This window comes from Micromonospora sp. CNZ303 (assembly GCF_004345505.1).
Window position 1 is genome coordinate 1 of sequence record NZ_SLVT01000036.1, and the last position, 15,118, is coordinate 15,118.

13 protein-coding genes are annotated in these 15,118 nt (G+C 72.6%); 3 read left to right on the forward strand and 10 right to left on the reverse strand.

Going from position 1 to position 15,118, the window contains the following annotated elements:
- Window positions 1-186: 186 nt before the first annotated feature.
- The gene (locus EV374_RS31775) at window positions 187-1,419 is read right to left on the reverse strand and encodes a cytochrome P450 (RefSeq protein ID WP_132240860.1); all 1,233 of its coding nucleotides are present in this window, start codon (window positions 1,417-1,419) and stop codon (window positions 187-189) included.
- A 240-nt stretch (window positions 1,420-1,659) separates the two neighbouring features.
- Here EV374_RS31775 and EV374_RS31780 point away from each other — a divergent pair, with 240 nt between their 5' ends.
- Window positions 1,660-2,523 (forward strand): 3-hydroxybutyryl-CoA dehydrogenase, encoded by an 864-nt coding sequence (locus EV374_RS31780; RefSeq protein WP_132240861.1) that lies wholly within the window; start codon window positions 1,660-1,662, stop codon window positions 2,521-2,523.
- A gap of 44 nt (window positions 2,524-2,567) precedes the next feature.
- Window positions 2,568-3,056, forward strand: coding sequence for a pyridoxamine 5'-phosphate oxidase family protein (locus EV374_RS31785; RefSeq protein WP_132240862.1), 489 nt, complete (start codon window positions 2,568-2,570; stop codon window positions 3,054-3,056).
- A 28-nt stretch (window positions 3,057-3,084) separates the two neighbouring features.
- Here EV374_RS31785 and EV374_RS31790 read toward each other — a convergent pair whose 3' ends face one another.
- The 7 genes from EV374_RS31790 to EV374_RS31820 all read right to left on the reverse strand — a co-directional run bounded on the left by EV374_RS31790 (window position 3,085) and on the right by EV374_RS31820 (window position 12,246).
- Window positions 3,085-3,705, reverse strand: a complete 621-nt coding sequence (locus EV374_RS31790) for a hypothetical protein (RefSeq protein WP_132240863.1) — start codon at window positions 3,703-3,705, stop codon at window positions 3,085-3,087.
- Between the two features lie 15 nt (window positions 3,706-3,720).
- Window positions 3,721-5,445: an acyl-CoA dehydrogenase family protein gene (locus EV374_RS31795; RefSeq protein WP_132240864.1), complete on the reverse strand. Its 1,725-nt coding sequence runs from the start codon at window positions 5,443-5,445 to the stop codon at window positions 3,721-3,723.
- Window positions 5,446-5,553: 108 nt separating this feature from the next.
- Window positions 5,554-6,603: a methyltransferase gene (locus tag EV374_RS31800; protein WP_132240865.1), complete on the reverse strand. Its 1,050-nt coding sequence runs from the start codon at window positions 6,601-6,603 to the stop codon at window positions 5,554-5,556.
- Window positions 6,600-7,343, reverse strand: coding sequence for an N-acetyltransferase (locus EV374_RS31805; protein WP_207914698.1), 744 nt, complete (start codon window positions 7,341-7,343; stop codon window positions 6,600-6,602). The genes EV374_RS31800 and EV374_RS31805 overlap by 4 nt, the downstream gene beginning before the upstream one ends.
- Before the next feature lie 17 nt (window positions 7,344-7,360).
- Window positions 7,361-8,119, reverse strand: coding sequence for a leucyl/phenylalanyl-tRNA--protein transferase (locus EV374_RS31810; protein WP_132240866.1), 759 nt, complete (start codon window positions 8,117-8,119; stop codon window positions 7,361-7,363).
- Window positions 8,119-11,133 (reverse strand): amino acid adenylation domain-containing protein, encoded by a 3,015-nt coding sequence (locus EV374_RS31815; protein WP_132240867.1) that lies wholly within the window; start codon window positions 11,131-11,133, stop codon window positions 8,119-8,121. Before EV374_RS31815 ends, EV374_RS31810 begins: the two co-directional genes overlap by 1 nt.
- Window positions 11,134-11,379: 246 nt before the next feature.
- A complete protein-coding gene (locus tag EV374_RS31820) occupies window positions 11,380-12,246 on the reverse strand; it encodes a helix-turn-helix transcriptional regulator (RefSeq protein ID WP_486486070.1) in 867 nt (288 codons plus the stop codon).
- Window positions 12,247-12,424: 178 nt separating this feature from the next.
- Between EV374_RS31820 and EV374_RS31825 the strand changes: the two genes are divergently transcribed.
- A complete protein-coding gene (locus EV374_RS31825) occupies window positions 12,425-13,354 on the forward strand; it encodes a 2OG-Fe(II) oxygenase family protein (RefSeq protein ID WP_207914699.1) in 930 nt (309 codons plus the stop codon).
- Window positions 13,355-13,460: 106 nt separating this feature from the next.
- On the opposite strand, the gene ispH is transcribed toward EV374_RS31825, so the two are convergent.
- The gene (ispH, locus tag EV374_RS31830; protein ID WP_207914700.1) at window positions 13,461-14,405 is read right to left on the reverse strand and encodes a 4-hydroxy-3-methylbut-2-enyl diphosphate reductase; all 945 of its coding nucleotides are present in this window, start codon (window positions 14,403-14,405) and stop codon (window positions 13,461-13,463) included.
- 92 nt (window positions 14,406-14,497) lie between these two features.
- Window positions 14,498-15,082 carry a TetR/AcrR family transcriptional regulator gene (locus EV374_RS31835; RefSeq protein WP_132240871.1) on the reverse strand — a complete coding sequence of 195 codons (585 nt, stop codon included), beginning with the start codon at window positions 15,080-15,082 and terminating at the stop codon, window positions 14,498-14,500.
- Between the last annotated feature and the right edge of the window lie 36 nt (window positions 15,083-15,118).

Genomic DNA, 15,118 nt, shown 5'->3' on the forward strand with positions numbered 1-15,118 from the left:
CGGCCTCGGCCTCGAACCCGGCCGCAGCCTCCAAGAACTCCAACAACGCATCCTCGAACACGACGCCAAAATCCAAATCCCCGCACTCACCCACTGATCCACGGCCGTGACCGCCTGCCGTACCGACGGCCCCCCGGACGCACCGCCGCCCGGCCCGCGACGCGGGCCGGGCGGCGTCGTGTCCGCCTACCGGTGGTTCAGCAGCACCGGCAGCGACGCCACGTCGTTCGCCATGAACGAGCGCAGCGGCTGGATCTCGTCCGGTGCCACGGCCAGCGCGAGGTGCGGGAAGCGGGCGAACAGCGCCGGCACCGCCACGACCGCCTCCAGGCGCGCCAGGCGGGCGCCGGGGCAGAAGTGCGGACCCGCGCCGAACGCGAGGTGCTCCTTGTTCTCCCGGTCGATGTCGAACACGTCCGGGTTCTCGTGGACAGCCGGGTCGCGGCCGTGCGCCAGGTAGCTGATGAGGATGGCGTCGCCCGCCCGGATGACGACCCCCTCGCCGAGGTCGATGTCCTCCTTCGCCCAGCGCATCGGCAGCGCCGCCACCGGGCAGTGCGCCCGCAGCGCCTCCTCGATCGCGTCCGGCCAGCGGGCCGGGTCGGCCAGCAGGGTCGCCAGCTGGTCCGGGTTGGCGAGCAGCTCGCGGACCGTGTGGTCGATCAGCGTCACGGTCGTCTGGCTGCCGCCGCCGATGAGCAGCAGCAGCATGTCGACCAGCTCCTGCTCGCTGAGCGGCTCCTCGCCCTCCACCCGGGCCGCCATCAGGAAGCTCGTCAGGTCGTCGGACGGCTCGCGCCGCTTGAGGTCGATCAGCGTACGCATGGCGACGTTCATGTCGACGTAGACCGCGGCCGACTCCTCCTCCGGCACGTTGTCGGTGTTGAGCACCACGCGCAGGATGCGCAGCACCTCGGGCCGCAGGTCGTCCGGCACCCCGAACAGGTCGCAGATCACCCTGGTCGGCAACTGCTGCGAGTAGATGGTGTGCAGGTCGACGGGCTCGTCCGCCGGGTGCGTCGCCAGGTCGTCGAGCAGCCGCCGGGCGACGAGTTCCACGTGCGGGCGCATCGCGTCGATCCGCTTCGGGGTCAGCGCCGGCGCCACGAGCTGCCGCAGGCGCTGGTGCTCGCGGCCCTCCGCCGTGGACATGGACTCGACGTCCACCCACGGCGACAGCCACTTGATCTCGCCGGGGGTGTAGCTGGGCACGTTCTTCTTGACGTTGCGGGAGACCCCGGGGTGGGTCAGCAGGCGCCGGACCACGTCGCCGCGGGTGATCGACCAGGCCAACATGCCTTCCGGCAGCTCGACGGCCACCGCGGGGCCGGCCGCACGGAACTCGTCGATCTGCGCGTACAGGCACTTGCCGCCGCGACTGTCGATCTGGGTGGTGGGGGCAGCGCTGAAGTCGACCATAGTGCGCCTCCTACGATGGTGAGGGAACGCAGAAAAAGGTAACTGTCGATCGGGAACTGCCGGGTAACGGCTTTCTCGCGCCCGTCACGAATTCGCCTGGACAAAGGCGCAGATCATTGCGTCGAGCCGGCTGACCAACCTATCGTCCTACCACGACACGTGTCAGGGAGCGGCGATCCCGCCCTACTCACCGAATTTCGCGGCAACCCCATTTGTTAACGCGTGTGCGGAGGCAGGAACATGGACAGGATTCGCCGGGTCGGCGTCGTCGGGTGCGGGGTCATGGGAGCCGGGATCGCCGAGACGTGCGCGAGGGCCGGCTTGGACGTGCTCGTCGCGGTGTCGCGGCCGGCCTCCCTCGTAGCGGGCCGGGCGCGGCTGACCGCGTCGCTGGACCGCGCGGTGGGCCGGGGCAAGCTCAGCGAGGCGGATCGGGACGCGACGCTGGGTCGGGTGTCCTTCACCGCCGACCTGACGGACTTCGCCGACCGGCAGCTGGTGGTCGAGGCCGCCTCGGAGCAGGAGTCGATCAAACTCGACGTGTTCGCCACCCTCGACAAGGTCGTCGAGGACGAGGACGCGATCCTCGGCTCGAACACGTCCTCACTGCCCATCGTGAAGCTCGGCGGCGTCACCGCCAGGCCCGAGCAGGTGGTGGGCATCCACTTCTTCAATCCCGCGCCGGTGCTCCCCCTCGTGGAGGTCGTCGGCTCGGTGCGTACGGATCCGCGGACCGTCGAGACCGTCGACGCGTTCGTCACCGAGGTGCTCGGCAAGCAGGTCGTCCGCGCCAAGGACCGCGCGGGCTTCGTGGTGAACGCGCTGCTGATCCCGTACCTGCTCTCCGCCGTGCGGATGGTGGAGTCCGGGATGGCGTCGGTGGCCGACATCGACAAGGCGATGACGCTCGGCTGCGCGCACCCGATGGGTCCGCTGCGCCTGGTCGACCTGATCGGGCTCGACATCGTGGCCGCGATCAGCGAGTCGCTGTACCGGGAGTTCCGGGAGCCGCACTACTCGCCGCCGCCGCTGCTCGCCCGCATGGTGGCCGGCGGCATGCTCGGCAATAAGTGCGGCCGGGGCTTCTACGAGTACGGGCGATGAGCGCGTACGCCGCCGCAACGTCCCCCGCGGAGGTGGGCTGAACCATGGACCTCGTCGACCGTCTGCACCGCGTCGTCGCCGACGCGAAGTACCTGTCCCTGTCCACCGTCTCCCCCGACCGCCGGCCGTGGACGGCGGTGCTGCAGTACGCGTGGCTGCCCGACCCGCTGCGCTTCCTGTTCGGCTCCGCGACCCAGTCCCGGCACAGCAGGCACGTGGCGGCCCGCCCGACGGTGAGCGGGGCCCTCTTCGTCACCGGCGACGGCGGGCTCACCGAGGTCGACGGCGCCCAGTTCACCGGCACCTGCCGGGAGCTGACCGCCGACGAGGTACGCGCCCACCACGCGACGTTCTACGACGCCCTGCTGCCGGACGAGGCGAGCAGGGCGGAGTACACCCTGCCCGTGTCGGCGCTGCTGCCGCCGGCGGAGCACCGCATCTACCAGATCTCGGTGGACCGCGTGTGGCTCGTCGACACCAGCACCTGGATCGAGGACCGGATCGACCGCCGGATCGAGGTGGACCTGCCCTGAGCGGGGCGGGTCCACCCCGGTCCCGGGGTCACTCGGCCATCGTCGCCCAGAACACCGCCTCGTAGGCGTGCACCATCCGCGCCGCGCGCAGGGCCTCCGCCGGGTCGTCGCCCGCCGCGAGGCCGGTCGACACCACCCCGGCCGCCTGCTCCAGCACCTCGTCCGGCGTCTCGGCGAAGTAGCGGAAGTGCGCGACCGCCTCGTCGGAGAACCCGTAGCGCGCCTGGAGGGCGTCGGCCATCCGGGCGTAGAAGCCGCCCGACTCCTCGACGTTGACCAGCAGGGCCAGCGGGATCGCCGACCGCGGCCCGAACACGGCGGTCCGGACGATGAAGGAGGGGTACGCCTGGGCCAGCGGTCGCGGCTCGTACGCCCGCAGCTCCTTCTCCCCCAGGCCCACCGCGGCGGCGAAGGCCGGCAGCAGGCCCAGCGCCTCCTCCTCGGCGCCCGCCATGGCCAGGAACAGCGGCTCGGGGAAGCGGGCCGCCAGGAACGCGAAGCTGCTCCGGTCGCTGGACACCAGGTGGTGCAGCTCGCCGGCCAGGGCGCGCAGCCGGTCGGCCGACACCTCACCGCGCTCCAGCAGCTCCAGGAACCGGTTGGGCGCCAGCTCCAGCGACCGCCGGCCCTGTGCCACCAGCTCTGTCACGTGCTCGTCCACTAGTCACCTCCGAATCGTGCGGTGCAGGTTCGGGCCGCTCGCCGGTCCCGGTACGGGCTCGGCGATCCACGGCCCCTCGATGGACGCGTCGAGCACGCCCTCTTCCAACCAGGTGAAGCTGCCGTCCAGCACCCGCCGGGCGACCGCGACGTCGTCGCCGTCGGTGTTGGCCCACAGCCCCCGGCAGAGTTCGGCCACCCGCTGCCGGGACTGGCGGCAGAACGCGTCGGCCAACTCGATCGCCGTGCCGCCGAGCGACCTGGCGTACACGCAGGCGGCGGTCATCGCGTACAGCTCGGCGGCGACGTCCACGACGCGCCCGAGGAACAGCTGCCGCTGCCCCACCTCCTCGCCCCACCGCTCCCGGCCCCGGTCGAGGTGCCGGGCCAGCTCGGCGCACGTCGCGGCGGCGGACGACAGGTGCCCGGCCAGCACGCCGTAGTCGGGCGGCGGCGCGGACGGCGTGGACCCCTCCGCCGGACCCTCCTCGTCGGCGAGGGCGTCGGTCCCGACGAAGACGCGCAGCGCCTCGCTGGAGCCGTCGAAGATCCGGCCGATGCGCAGGTCCCGGAACAGCTGCTCGACGGGGACGCCGCGCTCGCCGCGCGCGGCGGCCGACTCGGCGGTCTCGTACCCGCGACCGCCCCGGATCTGCATCAGCTCGTCGACGATCCGCCACGCCTGCTCCGACGCGAACAGCTTCGCGAGCTCGGCCTCGGTGTGCGTGTCCAGCACGCCGGCGTCGGCGTGCCGGCCGGACACCTCGACCATGGCCTCCAGGGCGAACGCGGTCGCCGCGATGTAGGCGATCTTGCCCGCCACCGCCTCGTGCTCGCCGATCGGCCGGTCCCACTGCACGCGTACGCCCGACCACTCGCGGGCGATCTTCAGGCTCCACTTGGCGGCGGCGGCGCAGACGGCGGGCATCGACAGCCGGCCGGTGTCCTGCGCGGCGAGCGCCACCTGGAGCCCCTGCCCCTCCGGCCCGATCCGGCGGCTGGCGGGCACCACGACCCGGTGCAGCCGGACGACCCCGTTCTCCAGGCCGCGCAGCCCCAGGAAGGAGCTGCGGTGCTCCACCGTGACCCCCGGCGCGTCGGCCTCCACCACGAACGCGGACATGCCTCCCGGGCCGCTCTCCGAGGGCGGGACCAGGGCCATCACCACGATCAGGTGGGCGATGGTGCCGTTGGTCGTCCACAGCTTCACCCCGTCGAGACGGTAGCCGCCGTCGCCGGTGGGGGTGGCGGTGGTCCGCATCCGGAAGGGATCGTTGCCGATGTCGGGCTCGGTGAGGGCGAAGGCGGAGAGCTCGCGTACGCACCTCGGCAGCAGCTCGCGCTTCTGCGCGTCGGTGCCGAACAGCCGCAGCGGCTGGATGAGGCCGATCGCCTGGTGCGCGCCGAGCAGCTCACCGAGCGAGGAGTGCGCGGTGCTGACGATCATCAGCGCCCGGTGGTAGCAGACCCCCGACAGGCCGAGCCCGCCGTACTCCCTGGGGAGCTTGATGGCGAACGCGCCGAGGTCGCGCAGGCCGTCGACCACCTCGTCGGGGATCCGGTCCTCGCGCTCGATGAGCCGGCCGTCCACCTTGTCGGTGCAGAACGCGCGCAGCCGCGCGAGGAACGCCTCGGCGTCGGCGTCGAGCCCGGCGTCGGGCAGCGGGTCGAGCAGGTCGGCCCGCAGCCTGCCGCGCAGGAGTTCGCTGCCGAAACTCGGTCTGGTCATCGTTGCCTCCCCGTTGCGCGGGTGGGTCTGGGTCTGGATCGGGACACGGGCCGGGCCACGTCCGACTCGCGTGAGCGGGTACGCACGTGGCCCGTCCCTCGACGTGGGTCAGCTCGCCGGCACGGCCTTGATCAGCGAGAGCGGGCCCGCGGCGCCGTGGCCGCACCACTCGACGGTGAAGCCGGTCTCGGCGAGCAGGGACCGGAACTCGCTCTCGGTGCGCTCCCGGCCGCCGGCGGTCACCAGCATGTTGATGTCCGTGTAGAACATCACCGGGTTGTCGGTGTTCGCGGTGTCCGGCAGCACGGATCCGACGATCAGCAGCGTGGCGTCGGCGGGGATGTGGGCACGCACCGTGGCCAGCAGCTTCCGGGCGTTCTCGTCGTCCCAGTCCTGGAAGACGCTCTTGATGATGTACAGGTCGCCGCCCTCGGGGACCGACGAGAAGAAGTCGCCCGCCACGATCTCGCACCGGTCGGCGACACCGGCGGTGGCGAGCACGCCGGCGGCCTCGGCCACGCCCGCGGCGCTGTCGAAGCACACCCCCCGCAGGTGGGCGTGGGTGCCGAGGATCGCGGCGAGCAGCGTCCCGTCGCCGCCGCCGACATCGACGACGGTACGCACGCCGGAGTAGTCGTACCCGTCGGCGACGAGCTGGGCGGACGCCCTCGACTCCTGCCCCATCGCCACGTTGAACAGCGCGGACAGCTCGGGGTTCTCGGCGAGGTGCACGTACGCGTTCTTGCCGTGCACGTGGTCGAAGGCGCACTCGCCGGTTTCGATGGTGTGCCGCACCTGCTGCCAGGACGCGAACAGCGTGGGGTTGGTGAAGAACCGGGTGAACGCCCAGAGCGAGTGCGGCGAGTCGGTGCGCAGCTGGTCGCCCACCTCGGTCAGGCGGAACTCGCCCGGCGCCGGCTCGACCAGTACGCCGATCGCCACGAGGGTCCGCAGCAGCCGGTGCAGCGACGGCGCGTGGGTGCCCGTCGCCTCGGCGAGCTGCGCGCTCGTGACCCGGCCGTCGTGGATGTGGTCGGCGAGCTTCAGCTCGGCGGCGAGCGCGAGCGACTGCGAGGCCATGTAGCCGCCGATGATCTCGATCAGGGCGGCGCGGTTGCGGATCCTGGAGGCCAGGGTGGCCGGAACGGTGCTGGTCATGAGGCATGCCTTTCCGCGAGGGGGTGTCGAACCCACACGTTGGGCTCGACGTAGACGGCGTGGTCGTGGTCGACGTTCACCGCGACCGGGGTCAGGGCACCCGGCACGACGACCGGTCCGCTGGTGTCGAAGGGCAGCCCGGTCCAGTCGCGCCACTGCGCGAGGCTGCCGGAGATCGTCATGGAGGCCGGGCAGACCTGGAGCACCTGCCCGCCCGCCCGCACGTGCACGCGCAGCCACGGGTCGGCCGGCAGCCCGTCGTCGCGGGTCCGGGCCGCGTACTCCGGCATCGGCTCGTGCGGCTCGGCGTGCTTGCCGCTGGGCCGGACCGGCCCGACGACGTCGCGGTAGCCGTGCCGGCGGGCGTTGTCCTTGACCGCGGCCAGGACGCGCCCCGACATGTTCCGGGCCTGCATGCCCGGCACCACGGCGATCTCCAGCGCGCACAGCGCGGTGAGCTCGCGGCCGGCGGCGGTGTCGAGCATGCTCATCCCCAGCACCGCGTCCCAGCCGGTGTCGGGCAGGCTCGCCGGGTCGCCGTCCCAGGCGAACGGCACGGCGGCCGCGCGGGCGATCACCGCGCCGTCGACGTCGAGCACGACGAGCTGGTGCTCCGGGTACCGGTCGAGGGCCCAGCCGACCACCATCGGCTCGGGCGGGATGTAGTCGGGCCAGGAGGCCTCCATCTGGAGCATCCCGTCCAGCAGGTCCGGTCGCTCCGCGAGGGTCAGCACGCGCACGGGGTCACCTCCCTTGGTCAGGCGGCCAGGCTGCGCGCGGGCAGCGGGTCCGCGGGCATGGCGCAGTGGTCGTCGGCGTGCCTGCGCAGCAGCGCCAGGTATTCGGTACGGGGCACCGCGACCGCGCCGATGAGCTTCGCGTGGTCGCCGTCGTGCTGGACGTCGACCGCCACGCCGCCGCTCTCCGCGACGCGCCGCACCAGGCACGCGACCGCGACCTTCGCGGCGCCGCTGCGCAGCGCGAACTGGGAGTCGGCGCTGAACACGCCACCGACCCGTACGCCGAACGTGCCGCCGACCAGCTCGTCGCCCTCCCACACCTCGACGCTGTGGGCGTGTCCCGCCGCGTGCAGCTCGCACAGCGCCGACACGAGCCGGTCGGTCAGCCACCGGGGCTCGCGGCCCACGCGGCAGTGCTGGACCACCCGGTCGAAGCAGACGTCGAGCGTCGTCGTCCACTCGACCTTGTTGCGCAACTGCCGCCGCAGGCTGCGCTGGATGCGGGCCTGGTCGACGCGGATCACCGGGCGCGGGTCGGGCGAGCACCAGGCGACGGCGTACGGGTCGGCGCTCCCGGCGAGCACCGCGATCCGGCCGGCGGCGACGTCCGCCTCGTAGGTGAACTCGCTGACGATCTTGCGCTCCTCGGTGTCGGCCGGGAACGGGAACAGCCCGTGCCGGTAGGCGCCGAGGAGCGTCGTCGCGGACAGGTCGTCGCCGAACGCGACCGGGCCCTCGGTGGGGGCGTGGGTGAGGTCGAGCGTCTCCCAGCCCATCACGCGGCCCGCAGGAACCCGGTGCGGGTCAGGTAGCCGATGTAGCGGTCGAGCATCTCCGCGTCCACCGTCGGGATCTCGATGCCGCTGCCGCGCAGCGCGTCCTCCACGTTGGTGCGGGTGAAGACGGGGAACGTCGTCTCCAGGTACATCTCCGCGACGCTCATCTGGCCCGTCGCGCAGCGGTCGATGAACAGCGGCGCGAAGGGGGTCATCGGATGGTCCGGCTGTTCGACCGCGACCCGCACCATCTCGTCGAGCCACTCGGCCCAGGTCACCTCGCGGATGTCGTGCCCGTACGCCCGCAGGCGCTCGACCAGCACCGAGATGTTGACCTTCCCGGGGTTGGTGAGGTGGTAGACCTCGCCGGCGGGCCGGGACGCCCGGGCGATGTGCGCGACCGCGGCGGCGAACACGTCGACAGGCGTGTAGTCCAGCGGCAGCTCCGCGACGGGGGCGGTGCCGGTGTCCACCACGAACTTCTTCATGGCGCACATCTCGGTGGCGATGTTCCACGCGCCGTTGACCCGGTCGCCGGAGATGTCGGCGGCCCGGTAGATCGCCACCGGCAGCCCCCGCTCCGCCGCCCGGTGCAGCAGCGCCTCGGCCACCCACTTGCTCTCCACGTAGCCGACGGAGAGGTGGTCGGCGTACGCCAGCGGGGTGTCCTCGTCGACGTGCCGGACGCCGGCGGTGCCGAAGCCCGCGACGACGGCCATGGTCGACGTGTAGTGGACCGGGACGTTGCGGTGCCGCGCGGCCATCCGGATGATCTCGCGGGTGCCGTCGACGTTCGCCGGCCGCATGTGCGAGTACGGGTAGATGAAGTTGACGGCCCCGCCGGGGTGGTGGATGACGTCGACCGTGCGCGCCAGCTCGTCGAAGGCCGCCTCGGACAGGCCGAGCCCGGGTGCCGCGAGATCGCCGGGGACGGCGACGATCCGGCCCGCCGCCTGGTGACCAGCGAGGTCCTCGCCGAAGTAGTGCCGCGCGTTGGCCTGGATGCGGGCCAGGCCCTGCTCCGGACCGTCGGCGCGCACGAGGCAGTGCACCACGGCGTCCGTGCTCGTCAGCAGCTCCCGCAGCAGGTAGATGCCCAGGAAGCCGGTGGCGCCGGTGAGGAACACGTGGCGGGGGTCCTGCCAGCGCGGCTCGTCGGGCACGTCGCGCCGGACCTGCACGTCCAGCTCCGTCTCGGCGGCGAAGTCCACCCGCTTGCGGGTGTCGTCACCGGCGAGCGTGCCCTCCCGGGCCTCGCGCACCGCCCGCGCCAGGCCGCGCGGCGTCGCGTCCTCCAGCAGCAGCCGGATCAGCGGACGTACCTGGGTGATGAGCACGCCGAAGGAGCCGCGGATCTTCGCGAGCAGCTCGGCGGCGAGGATCGAGTTGCCGCCCTGCGCGAAGAAGTTGTCGTCCGGCAGCACCCGGGGCACGCCGAGCACCTGCCCCCACAGCCGGGTCACGCCGCGCTCCACCAGGTCGACGGGCGTGTCGTCCGCCGCCTCGGCAGCGACCGTCGCGGTGCCCGGCGCGGGCAGCGCGGCCAGGTCGACCTTGCCGTTGGTCTTCAGCGGCAGCTCGTCGAGGGCGACGAACGCCGTCGGCACCATGTAGTCGGGCAGGTGGCGGCCGACGAACTCGCGCAGCTCCGCGACGTCCAGGGGCCGTGGGCCGGTGTGGTACGCGACCAGGCGCCGCTGGCCGTCGTGCTCGTACGTGGTGACGGCGACCGTGTCGACGCCGTCGTGCGCTGCCAGCGCCGCCTCGATCTCGCCGGGCTCCACCCGGAAACCACGGATCTTGACCTGCCGGTCGATGCGCCCGATCACCTCGAGGTTGCCCTCGGCGGTCCAGGCGCCCAGGTCACCGGTCCGGTACATCCGCGCGCCGGGCTCGGACGCGAACGGGTCCGCGCGGAAGCGGCCGGCGTCGTCCTCGGTCAGGTAGCCGCGCGCCACGCCGCGACCGCCGATGTGGATCTCACCGCGCTCGCCGGGGCCGACCGGCCGGCCGTGCTCGTCGAGGACGTACACGACGGTGCCGGGCAGCGGCCTGCCGACGGGGGCGGCGCCCCGGTCGGGCAGCACGTCGGCGGTCAGCTCCATCAGGCAGGAGGTGATCGTGGTCTCCGTGAGCCCGTAGGCGTTGACCAGCCGCACCCCGGGCATCAGGTCCAGCGCCGTGCGGCAGTCCTCCGCGTTGACCGCCTCGCCGCCCACGATGACCAGCCGGACCGGCAGGTCGCCGGCCCCCGCGCCGGCCTCGGCGAGGAAGCGGCGCCAGTACGCGGGGGTCAGGTCCATCACGGTGACCCCGTGGTGGCGCAGCCGCTCCGGCAGCTCGCTGGGCGCCCAGCTCATCTCGGGCAGCACCAGCGTCGCCCCGCCCAGCAGCGCGACCGTGATCTGCTCGATGGAGGTGTCGAAGGAGAGCGCGCCGAACTGCAACACCCGGTCGTCGGGAATGACGCCGTAGCGGCCGGCCAGCTCCCCGCACAGGTGGCTCAGCGAGTCGTGGTTGACCACGACGCCCTTCGGCGTACCCGTGGATCCCGACGTGTAGATGATGTAGGCGGCGTCCCCGCCGCCCTCCGCCACGGCCGGGGCGGTCGCGGCGCCGTCCGCGACGCCCGCGGTGAGCGCCCTGACCGGCAGGTCGGCGAAGCGCGCCAGGTCGCGGGCGTGGGTGATGACGGTGGTGCAGTCGGTCTCCTTCACGAACGCCTCGACCCGGCTGTCCGGCAGCCCCGGATCCACGGGCAGGTAGGCCGCGCCCGCCTTCCAGATGGCGAGCAGGCCGACGATGGCGTCGATGGAGCGTTCCAGGTGGACCATGACCACGGAGTCCGCGCCGACGCCCTCGTCGACGAGGTGACGGGCCAGGCCGTTCGCCCGGCGCTCCAGGTCCGCGTAGCTGATGTGCGCGTCGCCCTGCACGACCGCGGTCCGGTCGGGCTGCGACGCCGCGCGGACGGCGATGAGTTCGTGGACACGCGGTTGCGTACGGATGTTCATGTTTTCCCTCGGGTGTGAGCACGGTCGTACCCGTGGATTTACCTGCCGCTGACCCAACGAAATTCGATACGGGCGACACTACTGCCTGACGGCGGTTCCCCCGACTACCAGAATGAGCATGGAACCAGAATTGACACTACTCATCAGGGTAGTCATTTAGGCGCGGTCCACCCTTCGTCGAATTCAACGTGGAGGACGCCGGAAATCGCTATGTGGCAGTGCTGTCCGGAAGGCCCGGAGCGCCCGCTACGCCGCGGAGGAGACCGGCACGTGGCGGACGAGTTCGGCCCGCGAGGAGATGCCCAGCCGGCGGAACAGGCCGCGCAGGTGGTAGTTGACCGTGTGCGGCGACAGCCGTACCCGGGTCGCGATCTGCCGGTTGGTCATGCCCTCGGCGACGAGCCGCGCGATGGCCCGCTCGACGCCGCTGAACGACTCCCACGCGCCGCCGGCGTCCGGACGGTGCTCGCGGGCGGCGGGCGCGGAGCGCAGCCCGATCCTGCGCCGCAGGTCGGCGGGGGCCACGGGCTCCGCCGACGTCTCGGCGGCGCGGGACGCACCGGTCACGGCCCGGCGCCGGCGCAGCCGGTCGCGGTCGGCGCGGAGCGCCTGCCGCACGGCGGGCGGCAGGGCGTCGAGCACCGCCCACCACACCAGTTCGTGCCGGAAGGCGAGGTCGTCGCCCACCCAGTCGAGCAGACCGGCGTCGAGCAGCGCGTCCAGGTCCGGCAGCAGCTGGGCGGTGTTCCGCCGGGTCATCGCCGTCAGCTCCGCGAGCTGGCAGGAGCGACCGAGCACGGCGGCCACCCGCAGCAGCTGCCACGATCCGGTCGGCGCGCCGCGCAACGTGGCACGCACCAGCTCCTGGACCCGCTTCGGCGTCCGGGCCCGGCCGGGCCCGTCGGTGACGCCCTCGACGCGGATCCCCTCGCGCAGCGCGGCCAGCAGCAGCGGGTCCCCCGCCGCGGCGGCGACGAGCAGGCGTACGGCAGGATCCACCACGACACCGGGCGGATCGGCGACGAGCCGACCCACGGTGTCCCCGGACAGCGGGCGGCCCGCCTCGGCGAGCGCCCCGACCATCTGCGACAACTGCTCGTCCTCGTATGCCACAACGCAATCGTGCACGTGAATGTCTGCCGGTCTCAACATTGCCTTACCACCAGGTACGCCGAGCAATTACCCGCACGTGGGGGAGGCGGCACCGCAGCGGCTTGCCGGCGGGTGACCCGGGATTGCTTCGATCAATGTAATGACGTCGCGAGAGAGGCGGGCAGTTGTGGAACCCGTTGTGGTCCAGGATTTCGTACCGGCGATCGACCTGTCGGGCCGCACCACCGCCGAGGGGCGCGCGGCCATCGCGGCAGCCATCGGCAAGGCGTGCGAGGGTTCGGGGTTCTTCACCGTCGTGGGGCACGGCGTGCCCCGGGCGCTGGTGAACCGCATGTACACCACCACGAAGACATTCTTCACCCGGCCGGAGGAGGAGAAGGACCGGAGCGCGAACCGCGGCTCCGGGGTGTCGGGCCTGCGCCGCCCGGGCGGCCCGTACGAGGCGTTCGCCGCGCACGTGACGGGCGACCTGAGCGACGAGGAGCGCGCCCGGCTCGGCACGCACCCGGCCACCTGGAAGGCGGCGAACATCTGGCCGGACGACGACTTCAAGGCGGTCTGGTACGAGTACATCGCCGCCATGACCGAGCTGTCGGCGGACATCATGCGGCTGTTCGCGCTCGCCCTCGGGCTGCCGGAGGACTTCTTCGACAGCAAGTTCGACGAGCACGTGTCCCTGATCATCGCCAACTACTACTACCCGACGCCCGACGACGGCGTGCTGCGGCGGGAGATGCACACCGACTGGGGCAGCCTGACGGTGCTCTACGTGGAGGACGAGCTGGGCGGGCTCCAGGTGCGGCGCGGCGACGACGACTGGCTGGACGTGCCCGCCATCCCCGGCAGCTTCGTGGTGAACATCGGCGACCTGATGGCGTTCTGGACCGGCGGCCGGTGGGCGTCGACCGTGCACCGGGTGGTCAACCCGGAGGGGACGGACGCGCCGTCGCGCGTCTCCATCCCCTTCTTCTACCTGCCCAACCACGACACCACCATCGAGCCCATGCGCCCGCTGGCCCAGGAGAGCGCCGAGGCCGGGCTCGACCGGGTGACCGTCGGCGAGTGGTTCTCGCACAAGATGCAGTCGACGTACCAGGCTTCCGCGTAGCCGACCCCCGCGGCGCCCGGCGGACCGCCCCGCAGACACGGTCCGCCGGGCGCTCCGGACGCGCGGCGCATCGGCGACGGGCGGCCCGCCGGGCGGCGGTCCGGGGTCAGAGGGAGCGCACCGCGCCCGGCACGGTGAACTCGATGGTCTCGCGGGCTACCTCACGCTCCACCACCGTCACCGGCCCGCGCGCCCGCAGCGCCTCGACCACGCCCTCGACCAGGCGCGGCGGGGCGGACGCGCCCGCGGTGACCCCGACCGTGCTGACACCCGCCAGCCACTCCGGCAGGATCTCCGCCGCGTCCTCGATGAGGTGGGCCGGCCGGCCGGCGCGGCGGGCCAGCTCGACGAGCCGTTGCGTGTTCGCCGAGTTGGTCGAGCCGACCACGAGCACGAGGTCGGACTCCTCGGCGACCGTACGCAACGCCGCCTGCCGGTTGGTCGAGGCGTAGCAGATGTCGGCCGAGGACGGCCCGCGCAGCGCGGGGAACCGCTGGCGCAGCACGTCGAGCACCTCGGCGGTCTCGTCCACGGCGAGCGTGGTCTGGGTCAGGTACGACACCCGGTCCGGGTCGGGCACCTGGACCGTGTGCGCGTCCTCCAGCGACTGCACGAGCAGCATCCGCTCCGGCGCCTCGCCCAGGGTGCCCTCGGTCTCCTCGTGCCCCGCGTGCCCCACGAGCAGGACGGTGTCCCCACGGTCGGCGTACCGGCGCGCCTCCGTGTGCACCTTCGCCACCAGCGGACACGTCGCGTCGAACACCTCCAGGCCGAGCCGGTCGGCCTCGGCGCGCACCACGGGCGACACCCCGTGCGCCGAGAACACCACCGTCGCGCCGGCGGGCACCTCGGCGAGTTCCTCGACGAACACGGCGCCGCGCGACTCCAGGTCGGCGACGACGTGCGCGTTGTGGACGATCTGTTTGCGGACGTACACCGGGCTGCCCCGGCTGGCGAGCGCACGCTCGACGATCTCGATCGCACGCTCGACACCGGCGCAGAACGCACGCGGTGCCGCGAGCAGTACCGTTACGGACTCGGCTACGGACATCGCGCACTCCTTCCCACGCATCTCCGCAGTATCGAGCCGGGTCCTCGCAATCCGGTGGGGTTCCGATGGAGCACCAGCGACGACGCCCCGCGTTATCCGTTGACCTGGTAGGCGGCGAGGACCGTCTCGGAGATGAGGCGGGGGGCGTCCGCCCGGTCCACCTGCCCGCTGGCCACGTCGGCGGCGGCGCCCTTCATGATGTGGTGCAGCACGCTGGTCAGCCAGCTGGCCGGCAGGTCGACCCGGAACACCCCCTCGTCCTGGCCCCGGCGGATCAACTGGTCGACGCGTCGCGCCGGCTCGGCGTGCAGCTGGTGCACGCGTTCGGGCGGCAGCGACGCCTGCGCCGCCTCCAGCACGGCGCTCGACTGGGCGATCAGCAGCCAGCTCGACCGGATCAGCACGCGCAGCGCGTCCCGCGGGTCGCCGGTCAGGTCGAGGCCCGCCAGGAGTTCCTCCCCCTCGGCCAGCACCCGGGTCAGCGCGGCCTCGACCAGGGCGTCCCGGGAGGGGAAGTGACCGTAGAGGGTCACCCGGCCCACCCGCGCCGCCTGCGCGATGTCGCTGACGCTGGCGTCGGGGTCGCGACTCAGGCAGCTCACCGCCGCCTCCAGGATCCTCTCCACGTTCTGCTGGGCGTCGGCCCGGCGGGTCGGCTTGGCGAGTGGGCGAGTCATGGAACTTCCCCTAAGTCGAACAGACGTGCATGAGTT

Excerpts from the sequence above, each read along its gene's own strand:
- EV374_RS31775 (WP_132240860.1), bottom strand. The coding sequence starts at position 1,419 with ATGGTCGACTTCAGCGCTGCCCCCACCACCCAGATCGACAGTCGCGGC.
- EV374_RS31780 (WP_132240861.1), top strand. The coding sequence starts at position 1,660 with ATGGACAGGATTCGCCGGGTCGGCGTCGTCGGGTGCGGGGTCATGGGA.
- EV374_RS31785 (WP_132240862.1), top strand. The coding sequence starts at position 2,568 with ATGGACCTCGTCGACCGTCTGCACCGCGTCGTCGCCGACGCGAAGTAC.
- EV374_RS31795 (WP_132240864.1), bottom strand. The coding sequence starts at position 5,445 with ATGACCAGACCGAGTTTCGGCAGCGAACTCCTGCGCGGCAGGCTGCGG.
- EV374_RS31800 (WP_132240865.1), bottom strand. The coding sequence starts at position 6,603 with ATGACCAGCACCGTTCCGGCCACCCTGGCCTCCAGGATCCGCAACCGC.
- EV374_RS31810 (WP_132240866.1), bottom strand. The coding sequence starts at position 8,119 with ATGGGCTGGGAGACGCTCGACCTCACCCACGCCCCCACCGAGGGCCCG.
- EV374_RS31815 (WP_132240867.1), bottom strand. The coding sequence starts at position 11,133 with ATGAACATCCGTACGCAACCGCGTGTCCACGAACTCATCGCCGTCCGC.
- ispH (WP_207914700.1), bottom strand. The coding sequence starts at position 14,405 with ATGTCCGTAGCCGAGTCCGTAACGGTACTGCTCGCGGCACCGCGTGCG.
- EV374_RS31835 (WP_132240871.1), bottom strand. The coding sequence starts at position 15,082 with ATGACTCGCCCACTCGCCAAGCCGACCCGCCGGGCCGACGCCCAGCAG.